We start from the raw sequence: 15,398 nt of genomic DNA on the forward strand, positions 1-15,398 counted from the left end.
CTTCCGTCCAGGAGTTACACCATGTCGCTGCGATCTATCGCTCTATTGTCGTTCTGCGTGCTGTTGGTCGCGTGCAGCAAGATCAACCAGGAAAACTATTCAAAGATCTCGACGGGCATGCCCAAGGCTGACGTCGAAAAGCTGTTGGGCAGTCCGTCCGACTGTTCCGGCGCACTGGGCATGTCCAGTTGCACCTGGGGCAACAAGAACAGCTTTATCAGCGTGCAGTATGCCGGTGACAAAGTGTTGATGTTTTCCGGGCAAGGCCTGAAGTAAACCGGGGCCGCGCGCCCACGGGAGAAGAATAATGATGCGGTTTGTAATAGCTCTTTTTGCCGGTCTGTTGTTGGCCGGCTGCGCCACTTCTGGCGATGATTCGCTGGCGCCGAAAACGGTCAACAGCGTGAACCTCAAGCGTTACCAGGGTAAATGGTACGAGTTGGCACGCATGCCGATGTACTTCCAGCGTAACTGCGCGCAATCCGAAGCCCACTACACCTTGCGGACTGACGGTGACATGGAAGTGCTGAACCGCTGCCTGACCCCTGAGTGGAAGTGGGAAGAGGCCAAGGGCACGGCGACGCCGCAGGTGCCCGGCAAGTTCGACAAGCTGTGGGTGAATTTCGACAACTGGTTTACCCGACTGCTGCCAAGCGTGACCAAGGGCAACTATTGGGTGCTCTATGTCAGCGATGATTACCAGACCGCGATTGTCGGTCACCCGAATCGACGCTACCTCTGGCTGCTGTCGCGCAAGCCGGAAGTCAACGCCGATACCCGCGAAGAATTGCTGAGCAGGGCGCGTCAGCAGGGCTATGACACCACACGCCTGATCTGGCGGGTGTCGGACACCAAGATGGCCCAGACCTCGAAGTAAGCGGTTGCGGTTGAACCCTGTGGCGAGGGAGCTTGCTCCCGCTCGGCTGCGCAGCAGTCGTAATTCTGCTGGCGAGTTCCTACTGAAAGAACTCGTCAGTTGATCATAGGGTTGCTTCGCAACCCAACGGGAGCAAGCTCCCTCGCCACAAAAGCGGTGATCAGCCCAGGAGATCGCGCAGCACCTGGGTGAACGCGCGGTTGCTTTCCTCTTCGCCCGCGTGGTGCCCATTGCGCACCACCCATTTGCCGTTCACCAGCACATCGCGCACCTGGCGATCGCCGCCGGCGAACAACCAACGATTGAGAATCCCGTCGCCACTGGCGGTCGCCAGGTATGGATCGTTGCCGTCGAGCACCAGCCAGTCGGCACGCTTGCCCACTTGCAGAGCGCCAATCGGCTGGCCCAGTGCCTGGGCACCACCATCGAGAGCGGCGTCGTACAGGGTGCGGCCGACCATCGGTTGATCGGCGCCATACAAGCGGTTGCGGCGCTGATCGCGCAGGCGCTGGCCGTATTCCAACCAACGCAATTCTTCCACCACGCTCAGCGACACATGGCTGTCGGAACCAATGCCCATGTGCCCGCCTTGAGCGAGGAAGTCCACGGCCGGGAAAATCCCGTCGCCCAGGTTGGCCTCGGTGGTCAGGCACAGGCCTGCGATGGCGCGACTCTTGGCCATCAAGGTGACTTCTTCCGGGTTGGCGTGGGTCGCGTGGACCAGGCACCAGCGCTGATCGACCTCGGTGTTTTCATACAGCCATTGCAACGGACGGCGGCCGCTCCAGCTCAGGCAGTCGTCGACTTCCTTTTGCTGTTCGGCGATGTGGATGTGCACCGGGCATTGCTTGTCGCTGGCCGCCAGCACTTCGCTGATTTGCTGCGGCGTGACCGCCCGCAACGAGTGAAAGCACAGGCCCAGTTGCTGCGCCGGTTGCTGCGCCAGAATCGGTTGCAAGCGTGCTTGCAGGTTCAAGTAATTTTCAGTGCTGTTGATGAAGCGGCGCTGCCCTTCATTGGGCGCCAGGCCACCGAAACCGGAGTGGCTGTAGAGCACCGGCAGCAGCGTCAAACCAATGCCGGAAGCGCTGGCCGCCTGACTGATTTGCAGCGACAACTCGGCCGGGTCCGCGTACGGATGGCCGTTATTGTCGTGGTGCACGTAATGGAATTCCGCGACCGAGGTGTAACCGGCCTTGAGCATTTCGATGTACAACTGGCGGGCAATGATCCCGAGTTGTTCCGGGCTGATTTTTCCGACGAGGCGATACATCAAATCGCGCCAGGTCCAGAAACTGTCGTTCGGATTGCCGGCAACTTCGGCCAGTCCGGCCATCGCTCGCTGGAACGCATGCGAGTGCAAATTCGGCATGCCCGGCAGCAGCGGACCGCTCAACCGTTCGGCGCCTTCAGCGCTCGCATCGGCCTGGATGTGGGTCAGCAGGCCATCGGCGCTGACCTCAAGACGTACGTTGTTGGCCCATCCATTAGGCAGTAGCGCGCGTTCGGCAAAGAAGGCGGACATGGTTCAGCACCCCATCGTGTGTTATTTGTATATACATATACAGACGTTTGCCTGCTCGGTAAACTCCGGCAAGCTAGTCACCTCTATCCATGAACAAGGAATTCCCGTGCCGACTCCGCCTGCCGTATCCACGCTGGCTGCCAATCTGGGCGACAGTCCGGCGCCCTTGTACGCCCGCGTCAAACAGATGATCACCCAGCAAATCGACAGTGGAAACTGGCCGCCGCACTACCGTGTGCCGTCGGAAAGCGAACTGGTCAGCCAACTGGGTTTCAGCCGCATGACCATCAACCGCGCCCTGCGCGAGATGACCGCCGACGGCCTGTTGGTGCGCATGCAGGGCGTCGGCACGTTCGTCGCCGAACCCAAGAGCCAGTCTGCGTTGTTTGAAGTGCACAACATTGCCGACGAGATTGCCTCCCGTGGCCATCGTCACACCTGCACCGTCATCACTCTGGAAGAAGAAGCGGCCGGTTCCGAACGCGCCCTGGCGCTGGACATGCGTGAAGGCCAGCGAGTCTTCCACTCGCTGATCGTGCATTACGAAAACGACATCCCGGTGCAGATCGAGGACCGTTTCGTCAATGCCCTGGTAGCGCCGGAGTACCTCAAGCAGGACTTCACCTTGCAAACGCCTTACGCCTACTTGAACCAGGTTGCCCCGCTGACTGAAGGCGAGCATGTGGTCGAGGCGATCCTGGCCGAGCCTTCCGAATGCAAATTGCTGCAGATTGAAAAAGGCGAGCCGTGCCTGCTGATTCGCCGTCGGACCTGGTCCGGCCGTCAGCCGGTGACGGCGGCTCGCCTGATCCACCCCGGTTCCCGCCATCGTCTGGAAGGGCGGTTCCATAAATAAAGAGCCATAAATAATAAGAGGCACCCATGAGTCAGCTGAACATTTTGCGCGCGGCGAATTACCCGCGCATGCCGTGGAAGAATGGCGGCGGCAGTACCGAAGAAATCACTCGCGATGCCGGTGTGGGCCTGGACGGGTTTGGCTGGCGCCTGTCGATCGCCGATATCGGTGAGTCGGGCGGGTTTTCTACCTTCGCCGGTTATGAGCGAGTGATCACTGTGCTGCAAGGCGACGGCATGACCTTGACCGTCGACGGTCAGCACACTCGGCCACTGTTACCGCTGGAGCCATTTGCGTTCAGCGGCGAGAGCCAGGTGTCCTGCACTTTGCTGGGCGGCGCGATTCGCGACTTCAACCTGATTTATTCCCCGCAGCGGTACAGCGCCCGGTTGCAGTGGCTGGACGGCGAGCAGCGGTTTTTCAGTTCGGCCGGCACCCTGCTGGTGTTCAGCGTGGCCGACACACTCGACGTGCAGATCGATGGCAGCGGTGTCCATGTTCTGGGGCGTCATGATTGCCTGCAACTGAACGGTAACACCGGGCTGCTGGATGTTTCTGTCGGCGGCCAGTGCTGTGTGATTGAACTGGCTACACATAGTTAACTGTGGCGAGGGAGCTTGCTCCCGTTCGGCTGCGTAGCAGTCGTAAATCCGGCAAACACGTTTTATCTGACACACCACTTGCTCTGGCTTTGGGGCTGCTTCGCAGACCAGCGGGAGCAAGCTCCCTCGCCACAGAAAACATCTCTCGCCGTTTCCCTGCGCGCACTAATTTGTTACCGAACGCCCCAGCGTGGCTAAAAACCGCGCTTAGGTAACAATTGTCACTCCTCGAAAAAATCCCGCCCCAAAAAATCGTTCCCTGCCAAACCCTTGTCCCAAGGGCTTTTCAGCCAGATTCAGCACTTTATTGAATGCCCCTCCAGCAAGTTGGCCGCTTGATTGCATATGCTTGTATGTACAAGTAAAGACGTATGCGTATGAGTCACGGAGACTCGACCATCGTCCACTGATTCGCCGGTGTGCATTTGTTGCCTGCTGGCTTGCTCGCCCACTGCCTGGGCTGGTTTGGATTGATTGCTGAGGAGTCTTTTTCGTGACTGATAAACCTACTAAGTTTCGTGACGTTGAAATCCGTGCCGCACGCGGTAACAAGCTGACCGCCAAGAGCTGGCTGACCGAAGCGCCGCTGCGCATGTTGATGAACAACCTCGACCCGGAAGTTGCCGAGAACCCTAAAGAACTGGTGGTTTACGGCGGTATCGGTCGTGCAGCGCGTAACTGGGAGTGCTACGACAAAATCGTCGAGAGCCTGACCAACCTGAACGACGACGAAACCCTGCTGGTGCAATCCGGCAAGCCGGTCGGCGTATTCAAGACCCACAGCAACGCGCCACGTGTACTGATCGCCAACTCCAACCTGGTGCCACACTGGGCGAGCTGGGAACACTTCAACGAACTGGACGCCAAAGGCCTGGCCATGTACGGCCAGATGACCGCCGGCAGCTGGATCTACATCGGCAGCCAAGGCATCGTTCAAGGCACCTACGAAACCTTCGTCGAGGCCGGTCGCCAGCACTATAACGACAACCTCACCGGTCGCTGGGTCCTGACCGCAGGCCTGGGCGGCATGGGCGGCGCTCAACCACTGGCCGCCACCCTGGCCGGCGCTTGCTCGCTGAACATCGAATGCCAACAGGTGAGCATCGATTTCCGCTTGAACAGCCGTTATGTCGACGAGCAAGCTACCGACCTCGACGACGCTCTGGCGCGTATCGCCAAGTACACCAAGGAAGGCAAGGCCATTTCCATCGCGCTGCTGGGCAACGCGGCTGAGATCCTGCCAGAACTGGTCAAGCGCGGCGTGCGCCCGGACATGGTCACCGACCAGACCAGCGCCCACGACCCGCTCAACGGCTACCTGCCAGCCGGCTGGACCTGGGAAGAGTACCGCGCTCGCGCCAAGACCGAGCCTGCCGCGGTGGTGAAAGCCGCCAAGCAATCGATGGCCGTGCACGTTAAAGCCATGCTCGACTTCCAGAAAATGGGCATCCCGACCTTCGACTACGGCAACAACATCCGTCAGATGGCGCAAGAAGAAGGCGTGGAAAACGCATTCGACTTCCCAGGCTTCGTACCGGCTTACATCCGTCCGTTGTTCTGCCGTGGCATCGGTCCGTTCCGCTGGGCAGCACTGTCGGGCAACGCCGAAGACATCTACAAAACCGACGCCAAGGTCAAAGAGCTGATCCCGGACGACGCCCACCTGCACAACTGGCTGGACATGGCGCGCGAGCGTATCAGCTTCCAGGGTCTGCCGGCACGTATCTGCTGGGTTGGCCTGGGCCTGCGCGCCAAGCTGGGCCTGGCGTTCAACGAAATGGTGCGCAGCGGCGAGCTGTCGGCACCGATCGTGATCGGCCGCGACCACCTGGACTCCGGTTCGGTGTCCAGCCCTAACCGCGAAACCGAATCCATGCAGGACGGTTCCGACGCTGTGTCCGACTGGCCACTGCTCAACGCCTTGCTCAACACCGCAAGCGGCGCGACCTGGGTTTCCCTGCACCACGGCGGCGGCGTCGGCATGGGCTTCTCCCAGCACTCGGGCATGGTGATTGTCTGCGACGGTACGGATGAAGCGGCCGAGCGTATCGCTCGCGTACTGCACAACGACCCGGCCACCGGCGTTATGCGTCACGCCGATGCGGGTTACCAGATCGCTATCGACTGCGCCAAGGAACAAGGCCTGAACCTGCCGATGATTACCGGTAAGTAATGCATGACTTGTGGGAGCGAGCTTGCTCGCGATGAGGCCAGCACATTCAACACTCGTGTTGGCTGATACATCGCTATCGCGAGCAAGCTCGCTCCCACAAAAGCAGAGCCCCAATACAGCGGCTTCACAGTGATTTCCCAGAACAATCCACAGAGGTTGAATCATGGCTGTTAATGACGATCGTGCAGGCAGTAAACCGTTGATCGAGAAACGTTCGATCGACTACATCCCGGAAGCGGAGAGACACGGTCGTCTATTGAGTCAGTTCACCCTGTGGCTGGGTGCCAACCTGCAAATCACCGCGATTGTGACCGGTGCCCTGGCGGTGGTCCTCGGCGGGGATGTGTTCTGGTCGTTGATCGGTTTGCTGGTCGGACAATTGCTCGGCGGTGGCGTCATGGCGCTGCACGCCGCGCAAGGTCCGCAACTGGGCTTGCCGCAAATGATCTCCAGCCGCGTGCAGTTTGGTGTGTATGGGGCGGTGATTCCGCTGGTGCTGGTGTGCCTGATGTACATCGGCTTCTCGGCCAGCGGCTCCTTGCTGGCGGGGCAGGCGGTGGCGCAATTGCTGCACGTCGAAGACTGGGTCGGCATCGTGCTGTTCGCAGGCTCCATCATGGTCTTCACCATCTTCGGTTACCGGGTGATCCACGGCATTGGCCGGATCGCCAGCGTGCTGGGCGTGGTGGCGTTCATCTACCTGTTTTACAAACTCCTGGCCGGTAACGACATCAGTGCGTTGCTGGGCAACAAGCATTTTTCCCTGAGCAGTTTCCTGTTGGCGATTTCGCTGTCGGCCTCCTGGCAGATCGCGTTCGGCCCTTACGTGGCGGACTACTCGCGTTACCTGCCGCGCAGCACCTGTGCGGCAAAAACCTTCTGGGCCGTGGGCCTGGGTTCGGTGATCGGTGCGCAGGCGTCGATGGTCTTCGGTGTGTTCGCCGCAGCCCTGGCCGGTTCCCAGTTCGCTCACCATGAGGTGTCGTTCATCGTCAGCCTGGGCGGCACGGGGATCGTCGCGGCGCTGCTGTACTTCGCGGTCGCATTCGGCAAGGTCACCGTGACCACGCTGAATGCCTACGGCAGCTTCATGTCGATTGCCACCATCATCAGCGGTTTCCGTGGCAGCCGGCATATCTCCAGCGGCGTGCGCCTGCTGTACATCTTCATCATGGTGTCGCTGGCCGCTGCCCTGGCCTTGCTCGGCAAGGACTCGTTCCTCAAGGAATTCTCCGCGTTCATCCTGTTCCTGCTGGCGTTTTTCACGCCGTGGAGCGCGATCAACCTGGTGGACTTCTACTGCATCACCAAAGAGCGTTATGACATTCCGGCCCTGTCCAACCCCGAGGGGCGCTACGGTCGCTGGAACATCATGGGCATCAGCATTTACGTGTTCGGCGTGTTGATTCAAATGCCGTTCATCTCCACGCACTTCTACACCGGCCCGCTGGTCGCGAGCCTCGGTGATACCGACATCTCGTGGATCATCGGCCTGGTGGTACCGGCCGCGCTGTACTACCTGGCGGCGAAGAAGTGGCATGGCGCCGTACCCGATCACCTGATCTTGCCGGTAGAGCAGGGCGACGCTTCAGAGGCGAAAACAAGCGACACGGATCGCGTTGCTGCGATCTGACGAAAACAGACAGGGTCGGGTGTTTTTTGACCGGCTCAAGCCAAATCTTGATTGGAAGCGTCACGCCATGAACACAAACAAGACCCTGTCGAGCGGTTCACTCAATCAAAAACGGGGACGCATGACCACAGAGCACATCGAGTCGCGGGAACTGGCGAAGATCCTACTGAAGGAACATCCTGAGACCTGGCAGGCGTGGGTCAGCACCGACACGGCCAGGAGAATCAACGCGGCACTGTAGGTCGAACCTCCCGGCTAACCGAGAGGCTGGCCGGGACGTTCGCTGCATCCACTTGATTGAGAGTCTCTTATGTTTCCCGAAAGCTTTACCTTTTCCATCGCCGACCGGGTCAACGTTTGGGTTGATGGGTTGGTCGCCAACTACGGTGATGTGTTCCGCCACGTCTCCGACACCTTGCTCTGGGCCATCGTCAATCTCGAAGGCCTGCTGCGGGCGGCACCGTGGTGGCTGATGCTGGTGATCGTTGCCGGCATTGCCTGGCACGCCACCCGCAAGTGGCTGACGACCGTGGTGATCGTGGGTTTGCTGTTCCTGGTGGGGGCTGTCGGCCTCTGGGAGAAACTGATGCAGACGTTGGCGCTGATGATGGTGGCGACGGTCATCTCGGTGTTGATCGGCATTCCGCTGGGCATTCTGTCGGCGCGCAGCAATCGTCTGCGTGCGGTGCTGATGCCGTTGCTCGACATCATGCAAACCATGCCGAGCTTCGTGTACCTGATCCCGGTGCTGATGCTGTTCGGTCTGGGCAAAGTGCCGGCGATTTTCGCCACGGTGATCTACGCCGTGCCGCCGCTGATTCGCCTGACCGATCTGGGCATTCGCCAGGTGGACCGTGAAGTGATGGAGGCTATCAATGCTTTCGGGGCCAACCGTTGGCAGCAACTGTTCGGCGTGCAACTGCCGCTGGCCCTGCCGAGCATCATGGCCGGGATCAACCAGACGACCATGATGGCCCTGTCGATGGTGGTGATCGCCTCGATGATCGGTGCCCGTGGCTTGGGTGAAGACGTGCTGGTGGGTATTCAGACCCTCAACGTCGGACGTGGCCTTGAAGCCGGTCTGGCGATCGTGATTCTTGCCGTGGTCATCGACCGCATTACCCAGGCCTACGGCCGGCCACGGCATGAGGTGAGCCAATGAACAGCGCCGCCAAGATCGAAGTCAAAAACGTTTTCAAGATTTTCGGTAACCGTTCGGCCGATGCGCTGAACATGATCCGTCAGAACAAAAGCAAGGATCAGGTGCTGGCCGAGACGGGCTGTGTGATCGGCGTGAACGACTTGTCGCTGAGCATCGATACCGGCGAGATCTTCGTGATCATGGGCCTGTCGGGTTCTGGCAAGTCGACCCTGGTGCGTCACTTCAACCGCCTGATCGACCCGACCAGCGGCGTGATCCTGGTGGACGGCGTGGACATCCTGCAATACGACATGCCGGCCCTGCGCGAATTTCGCCGGCACAAGATCAGCATGGTGTTCCAGAGCTTCGGTTTGTTGCCTCACAAGAACGTGCTGGACAACGTCGCCTACGGTTTGAACGTGCGCGGTGAGAGCAAACAGGTGTGTGCCGAACGCGCGCAGCACTGGATCAACACCGTGGGTCTCAAAGGCTACGAAAACAAATACCCGGATCAGCTCTCGGGTGGCATGCGCCAGCGTGTCGGCCTGGCCCGTGCGTTGGCGGCGGATACCGACATCATCCTGATGGACGAAGCTTTCAGCGCCCTCGACCCGCTGATTCGTGCCGAGATGCAGGACCAATTGCTGGAGCTGCAACAGACTTTGCACAAGACCATCGTGTTTATCACCCACGACCTCGATGAGGCTGTGCGCATCGGCAACCGCATCGCGATCCTCAAGGATGGCCGGTTGATCCAGGTCGGCACGCCGAAAGAGATCCTCCACTCGCCAGCCGATGAATACGTCGACCGATTTGTTCAACGTCGCGCGGCGACGGTTTAAGAGAATTGAATGATTTTGAAACACCCGAAACTGCTGCAAAACGTTTTACCGAATCTGCACTGATATCAACCAAAGCCAGCGTGCCAAGGCGCCTCCCGCTCAAAAATGCGGACGGCGACGGACAACGGAAATCTCCGGAGCGACTGGTTAGTACCTGTAAATAAACAGATAAAAAACTCTCAAAAGGAGAATGAATGTGACTGTACTCAACCTCGTTCCTGGCCAACTGAGCCTTGCCCAACTGCGTGCCGTGTACCAGCAACCGGTCAAACTGAGCCTGGACGACAGTGCATCGGCCCAGATCGAAGCCAGCGTTGCTTGCGTGGAACAGATCCTCGCGGAAAACCGCACCGCCTATGGCATCAACACCGGTTTCGGCCTGCTGGCTTCGACGCGCATTGCCAGCGAAGACCTGGAAAACCTCCAGCGCTCGCTGGTGCTGTCCCACGCGGCGGGCGTCGGCGAGCCGATCAGCGACGCGCTGGTGCGCCTGGTCATGGTGCTCAAGGTCAACAGCCTGAGCCGTGGTTTCTCCGGCATTCGCCGGGTGGTGATCGACGCGCTGATCGCCCTGATCAACGCCGAGGTGTACCCGCACATCCCGTTGAAAGGTTCGGTCGGTGCTTCCGGTGACCTGGCGCCGCTGGCCCACATGTCGCTGGTGCTGCTGGGCGAAGGCAAGGCCCGTTACAAAGGCGAATGGCTGTCTGCGACCGACGCACTGAAAGTCGCCGGCCTGACCCCGCTGACCCTGGCCGCCAAAGAAGGCCTGGCGCTGCTCAACGGCACTCAGGTGTCGACGGCTTACGCCCTGCGCGGTCTGTTTGAAGGCGAAGACCTGTTCGCCGGTGCACTGGCACTGGGTGGCCTGACCGTTGAAGCGGTGCTGGGCTCGCGCTCGCCGTTCGATGCACGCATTCACGCGGCTCGTGGTCAGAAAGGCCAGATCGACGCCGCTGCTGCGTACCGCGACCTGCTGGGTGAGCGCAGTGAAGTGTCCGATTCGCACCAGAACTGCGAAAAGGTCCAGGACCCGTACTCCCTGCGTTGCCAGCCACAAGTCATGGGCGCCTGCCTGACTCAGTTCCGTCAGGCCGCTGAAGTGCTGGCCATCGAAGCCAACGCCGTGTCGGACAACCCGCTGGTGTTCGCGGCCGAAGGTGACGTGATCTCCGGCGGTAACTTCCACGCCGAACCGGTGGCCATGGCTGCCGATAACATGGCGTTGGCCATCGCTGAAATCGGCTCCCTGAGCGAACGCCGCATCTCGCTGATGATGGACAAGCACATGTCCCAACTGCCGCCGTTCCTGGTGGCCAACGGTGGCGTGAACTCCGGCTTCATGATCGCCCAGGTGACAGCGGCCGCTCTGGCCAGCGAAAACAAGGCACTGGCGCATCCGCATTCGGTGGACAGCCTGCCAACCTCCGCCAACCAGGAAGACCACGTTTCCATGGCGCCCGCCGCTGGCAAGCGTCTGTGGGAAATGGCCGAAAACACTCGCGGCGTTCTGGCGGTCGAGTGGCTGGCCGCGTGCCAGGGCCTGGACCTGCGTGACGGTCTGAAAACTTCGTCGAAACTGGAGAAGGCACGCGGCATCCTGCGTGGCAAAGTACCGTTCTACGAGAAGGACCGTTTCTTCGCACCGGACATCAACGCGGCAAGTGAACTGCTGGCTTCGCGCTGCCTGAATGAGCTGGTGACGGCGAAGTTGCTGCCGAGTTTGTGATGGCTTGAGGGGGGCAGGGCTGAGATTTCTTCGCCCTCCAAAACCACCCCTCACCCCAGCCCTCTCCCCAAGGGGGAGAGGGGGAAGGGAGCCGATTTTCGTGGTGTCCGGAGCCTGAGTTCGACTCATAATCTCAGGTCGCAGTACCTCGAAAGCAACTCGCGGTCAGTCCCCTCGCCCCTTTGGGGAGAGGGTTAGGGTGAGGGGTGGATCTTGAGGCAAGTACAACTACCAAGTCTGTCCAAGACCCTTTGCTCCCTATCAACATTCTCCGACAAAAATAATTAAGGACGAGAAATGCAACAGCCAGCAAAAACTCTGAAACGCGGGCTCTCCGCCCGACATATTCGCTTCATGGCACTGGGGTCGGCGATCGGCACCGGGCTGTTTTACGGTTCTGCCTCGGCCATCCAGATGGCCGGTCCTGCGGTGCTGCTCGCGTACCTGATCGGTGGCGCGGCGGTGTTCATGGTCATGCGCGCCCTCGGTGAGATGGCGGTGCACAACCCGGTTGCAGGTTCCTTCGGTCAATACGCCAGCACGTACCTGGGGCCGATGGCAGGCTTCATCCTCGGTTGGACCTATGCCTTTGAAATGGTCATCGTCGGCCTGGCCGACGTCACCGCGTTCGGCATTTACATGGGCTTCTGGTTTCCCGAAGTCGCGCGCTGGATCTGGGTACTCGGCATCGTTTCGGTGATCGGCGGCCTGAACCTGTGCAACGTCAAAGTCTTCGGTGAAATGGAGTTCTGGCTGTCCCTGCTCAAAGTGGCGGCCATCGTCGCGATGATCCTCGGCGGCTTCGGCATCATGCTGTTCGGCATCAGCAGCGCACCGAGCACCCAGGTGACCAGCATCAGCAACCTCTGGACCCAGGGCGGCTTCATGCCCAACGGCGTGGGCGGTTTGATCGCGTCGTTCGCCGTGGTGATGTTTGCCTTTGGCGGCATTGAAATCATCGGCGTCACCGCCGGTGAAGCCAAAGACCCACAACGCGTACTGCCCAAGGCGATCAACGCGGTGCCGCTGCGAATTCTGCTGTTCTACGTGCTGACCCTGTTCGTGCTGATGTCGATTTTCCCATGGCAGCAGATCGGTACTCAGGGCAGCCCGTTCGTACAGATCTTCGACAGCCTGGGCATCAGCTCGGCGGCGACTGTCCTCAACATCGTGGTGATTTCAGCCGCCGTTTCGGCGATCAACAGTGACATCTTCGGCGCTGGCCGCATGATGTACGGCCTGGCCGAGCAAGGTCATGCGCCGAAGGGTTTTGCCCAGTTGTCGCGTCACGGGGTGCCGTGGATGACCGTGGTGGTAATGAGCGTTGCGCTGCTGTTGGGCGTGTTGCTGAACTACCTGATCCCGGAAAACGTGTTCCTGCTGATCGCCTCCATCGCAACCTTCGCTACCGTTTGGGTCTGGCTGATGATTCTGTTCACTCAAGTGGCGATGCGTCGCTCCATGACCGCCGAACAGGTGAAGCAGTTGAAGTTCCCGGTGCCGTTCTGGCCGTATGCGCCGATGGCGGCAATTGCCTTCATGCTGTTTATCTTCGGCGTGCTGGGTTACTTCCCGGACACTCAGGCAGCGCTGATCGTCGGCGTGGTCTGGATCGTGCTGTTGGTGCTGGCCTACCTGACCTGGGTCAAACCCGCGGCAGGGCAGGTGGCGAAGGTGGCACGCGACCCTTCTTTTACTCATCAATAACCTAACGGAGGCCACGGATGAAAACTCTCTGGCAACACTGCCACGTTGCAAGCATGGCGCAGGGCACTTACTCGATCATCGAGGATGCCGCCATCGTGACGTCAGGAGCGCACATTGAGTGGATCGGCCCACGCCGCGAACTGCCGCCCGGCGAGTACCTCGAGCTGCATGACCTCGCGGGGGCCTGGGTCACCCCGGGCCTGATCGACTGCCACACCCACACGGTGTTCGGTGGCAACCGCAGCGGCGAGTTCGAACAGCGCTTGCAAGGTGTGAGCTACGCCGAAATTGCCGCGGCCGGTGGTGGCATTGCCAGCACCGTGCGCGCGACCCGCGCAGCGACTGAGGACGAGTTGTTCGCCAGTGCGAAAAAACGCCTGAAGAGCCTGATGCGTGACGGCGTGACCAGCATCGAGATGAAGTCCGGTTATGGCCTGGACCTGGCCAGCGAACGAAAAATCCTGCGGGTGATCCGCCGCCTCGGCGCCGAACTGCCGGTCAGTGTGCGCAGCACCTGCCTGGCCGCTCACGCCTTGCCACCGGAGTACGCCGATCGCGCTGACGACTACATCGAGCACATCTGCGCCGAAATGCTTCCGGCGCTGGCCGCCGAAGGCCTGGTGGATGCGGTGGATGCGTTCTGCGAATACCTGGCGTTCTCGCCGGCGCAGGTCGAGCGGGTGTTCGTGGCCGCGCAGAAACTCGGCTTGCCGGTGAAGTTGCACGCCGAGCAGTTGTCGTCGTTGCACGGCTCCAGCCTGGCGGCGCGTTATCACGCGTTGTCGGCCGATCATCTGGAATTCATGACCGAAGAAGACGCCATTGCCATGGCCGCCTCCGGCACCGTCGCCGTGTTACTGCCGGGCGCTTTCTACTTTTTGCGTGAAACCCAATTGCCGCCGATGGACGCCTTGCGCAAGCACGGGGTGAAAATCGCCATTGCCAGTGACCTCAACCCCGGCACCTCGCCGGCGTTGTCGGTTCGGCTGATGTTGAACATGGCCTGCACGTGTTTCCGCATGACCCCGGAAGAGGCACTGGCCGGCGCAACGATTCATGCGGCCACGGCGCTGGGCATGGGCGACACCCATGGCTCGCTGGAAGTCGGCAAAGTCGCCGACTTCGTGGCGTGGCAGATCGACCGGCCAGCGGATCTTTCGTACTGGCTGGGCGGTGATCTGGAAAAACGCGTCGTGCGTCACGGCGTAGAAGTCGATTTATAGGAGAGCAGCTGTGGATAAGGTTCTGAACTTCAAACAAGGCCGGGTGCCGCTGCTGATCAGCATGCCTCACGCGGGTTTGCGCCTGACGCCGGTGGTGGAAGCCGGTTTGATCCCCGAGGCGCAAAGCCTGCCGGACACTGACTGGCATATTCCCGCGCTGTACGACTTTGCCACTGAGCTTGGCGCCAGCACCCTGGCGGCCGAGTATTCGCGGTTTGTCATCGACCTGAACCGTCCGTCGGATGACAAGCCGATGTATGTCGGTGCGACCACCGGTCTGTACCCGAAGACGTTGTTCGACGGCGTGCCGTTGTTTCGTGAAGGGCTGGAGCCGTCGGCGCAAGAGCGCGCCACCTATCTGGAGCAGATCTGGGCGCCGTACCACAGCACCTTGCAGCAGGAGCTGGCGCGGCTCAAAGCCGAGTTCGGCTATGCGTTGCTGTTCGATGCGCACTCGATCCGTTCGGTGATCCCGCACCTGTTCGACGGCAAACTGCCGGACTTCAACCTTGGCACCTTCAACGGCGTCAGTTGCGATCCGCAATTGGCCAGCCAACTGGAAGCCATCTGCGCGCAGCACACGGCCTACAGCCACGTCCTCAACGGGCGTTTCAAGGGCGGCCACATCACCCGTCATTACGGCAACCCGGCCGAAAACATCCACGCGGTGCAGTTGGAATTGGGGCAATGCACTTACATGGAAGAGTTCGAGCCGTTCCGTTACCGGCCTGACCTGGCGGCACCGACCCAGGTGGTGCTCAAGCAATTGCTGCAAGCGCTGGTGGCGTGGGGGCAACAGCGTTACGGAGCCTGAGGCGGTAACTGTGGTGAGGGAGCTTGCTCCCGCTGAGGTGCGCAGCGGTCGCAATCCGGCCAATGTGTTTTTCCTGATGACGCGCGGCTGTCTGTTTTACGACGGCTGCGCAGCCGAGTGGCAGCAAGCTCCCTCGCCACAATGGTTTACTTGGGTCGACGAAACACTGATATCCCCCCAGTTGCTCCAAGGACATGCTCATTGCACCATTCGGGTTTATGATGCCCAACGGCAGATTAATAGAAGTCCCCCCAGGGATGACCTCGACCCCTTACG

13 protein-coding genes and 1 pseudogene are annotated in these 15,398 nt (G+C 60.3%); 13 read left to right on the top strand and 1 reads right to left on the bottom strand.

The genetic code is table 11. From position 1 onward, the window contains the following. Positions 1-21: 21 nt before the first annotated feature. Both AABM54_RS01875 and AABM54_RS01880 read left to right on the top strand, forming a co-directional pair. Complete coding sequence (locus AABM54_RS01875; RefSeq protein WP_347903343.1) at positions 22-276, top strand: hypothetical protein; 255 nt, start codon at positions 22-24, stop codon at positions 274-276. 31 nt (positions 277-307) lie between these two features. Further along, a complete protein-coding gene (locus AABM54_RS01880) occupies positions 308-877 on the top strand; it encodes a lipocalin family protein (protein WP_347903345.1) in 570 nt (189 codons plus the stop codon). Positions 878-1,037: 160 nt separating this feature from the next. On the opposite strand, the gene AABM54_RS01885 is transcribed toward AABM54_RS01880, so the two are convergent. Continuing rightward, positions 1,038-2,402, bottom strand: a complete 1,365-nt coding sequence (locus AABM54_RS01885) for a formimidoylglutamate deiminase (protein WP_347903346.1) — start codon at positions 2,400-2,402, stop codon at positions 1,038-1,040. 187 nt (positions 2,403-2,589) lie between these two features. Between AABM54_RS01885 and hutC the strand changes: the two genes are divergently transcribed. From hutC to hutG, 11 genes and pseudogenes are all read left to right on the top strand, one after another. Then, a complete protein-coding gene (gene hutC / locus AABM54_RS01890) occupies positions 2,590-3,258 on the top strand; it encodes a histidine utilization repressor (protein ID WP_347906118.1) in 669 nt (222 codons plus the stop codon). Between the two features lie 26 nt (positions 3,259-3,284). Next, on the top strand, positions 3,285-3,860 hold the full coding sequence (locus tag AABM54_RS01895) for a HutD family protein (protein ID WP_347903348.1): 576 nt from the start codon (positions 3,285-3,287) through the stop codon (positions 3,858-3,860). Between the two features lie 493 nt (positions 3,861-4,353). After that, a complete protein-coding gene (gene hutU, locus AABM54_RS01900) occupies positions 4,354-6,033 on the top strand; it encodes a urocanate hydratase (protein WP_347903350.1) in 1,680 nt (559 codons plus the stop codon). 163 nt (positions 6,034-6,196) lie between these two features. Further along, positions 6,197-7,666: a cytosine permease gene (locus tag AABM54_RS01905; RefSeq protein WP_347903352.1), complete on the top strand. Its 1,470-nt coding sequence runs from the start codon at positions 6,197-6,199 to the stop codon at positions 7,664-7,666. Positions 7,667-7,766: 100 nt separating this feature from the next. Further along, positions 7,767-7,907 (top strand): annotated as a pseudogene (locus AABM54_RS01910) (histidine ABC transporter substrate-binding protein); the annotation flags it as partial. A gap of 69 nt (positions 7,908-7,976) precedes the next feature. Continuing rightward, entirely contained in the window at positions 7,977-8,828 is an 852-nt protein-coding gene (locus AABM54_RS01915; protein ID WP_347903353.1) for a proline/glycine betaine ABC transporter permease, read from the top strand. Next, on the top strand, positions 8,825-9,649 hold the full coding sequence (locus tag AABM54_RS01920) for a glycine betaine/L-proline ABC transporter ATP-binding protein (RefSeq protein ID WP_347903354.1): 825 nt from the start codon (positions 8,825-8,827) through the stop codon (positions 9,647-9,649). Before AABM54_RS01915 ends, AABM54_RS01920 begins: the two co-directional genes overlap by 4 nt. 190 nt (positions 9,650-9,839) lie before the next feature. Then, on the top strand, positions 9,840-11,378 hold the full coding sequence (gene hutH, locus AABM54_RS01925; protein ID WP_347903355.1) for a histidine ammonia-lyase: 1,539 nt from the start codon (positions 9,840-9,842) through the stop codon (positions 11,376-11,378). Between the two features lie 297 nt (positions 11,379-11,675). Beyond that, positions 11,676-13,085 (top strand): amino acid permease, encoded by a 1,410-nt coding sequence (locus AABM54_RS01930; protein WP_347903356.1) that lies wholly within the window; start codon positions 11,676-11,678, stop codon positions 13,083-13,085. Positions 13,086-13,102: 17 nt separating this feature from the next. Next, on the top strand, positions 13,103-14,308 hold the full coding sequence (gene hutI / locus AABM54_RS01935; protein ID WP_347903357.1) for an imidazolonepropionase: 1,206 nt from the start codon (positions 13,103-13,105) through the stop codon (positions 14,306-14,308). 10 nt (positions 14,309-14,318) lie between these two features. After that, complete coding sequence (gene hutG, locus AABM54_RS01940) at positions 14,319-15,122, top strand: N-formylglutamate deformylase (protein WP_347903358.1); 804 nt, start codon at positions 14,319-14,321, stop codon at positions 15,120-15,122. Positions 15,123-15,398: the final 276 nt, after the last annotated feature.

Source organism: Pseudomonas purpurea (assembly GCF_039908635.1).
GTDB classification, from domain to species: Bacteria; Pseudomonadota; Gammaproteobacteria; order Pseudomonadales; family Pseudomonadaceae; genus Aquipseudomonas; species Aquipseudomonas purpurea.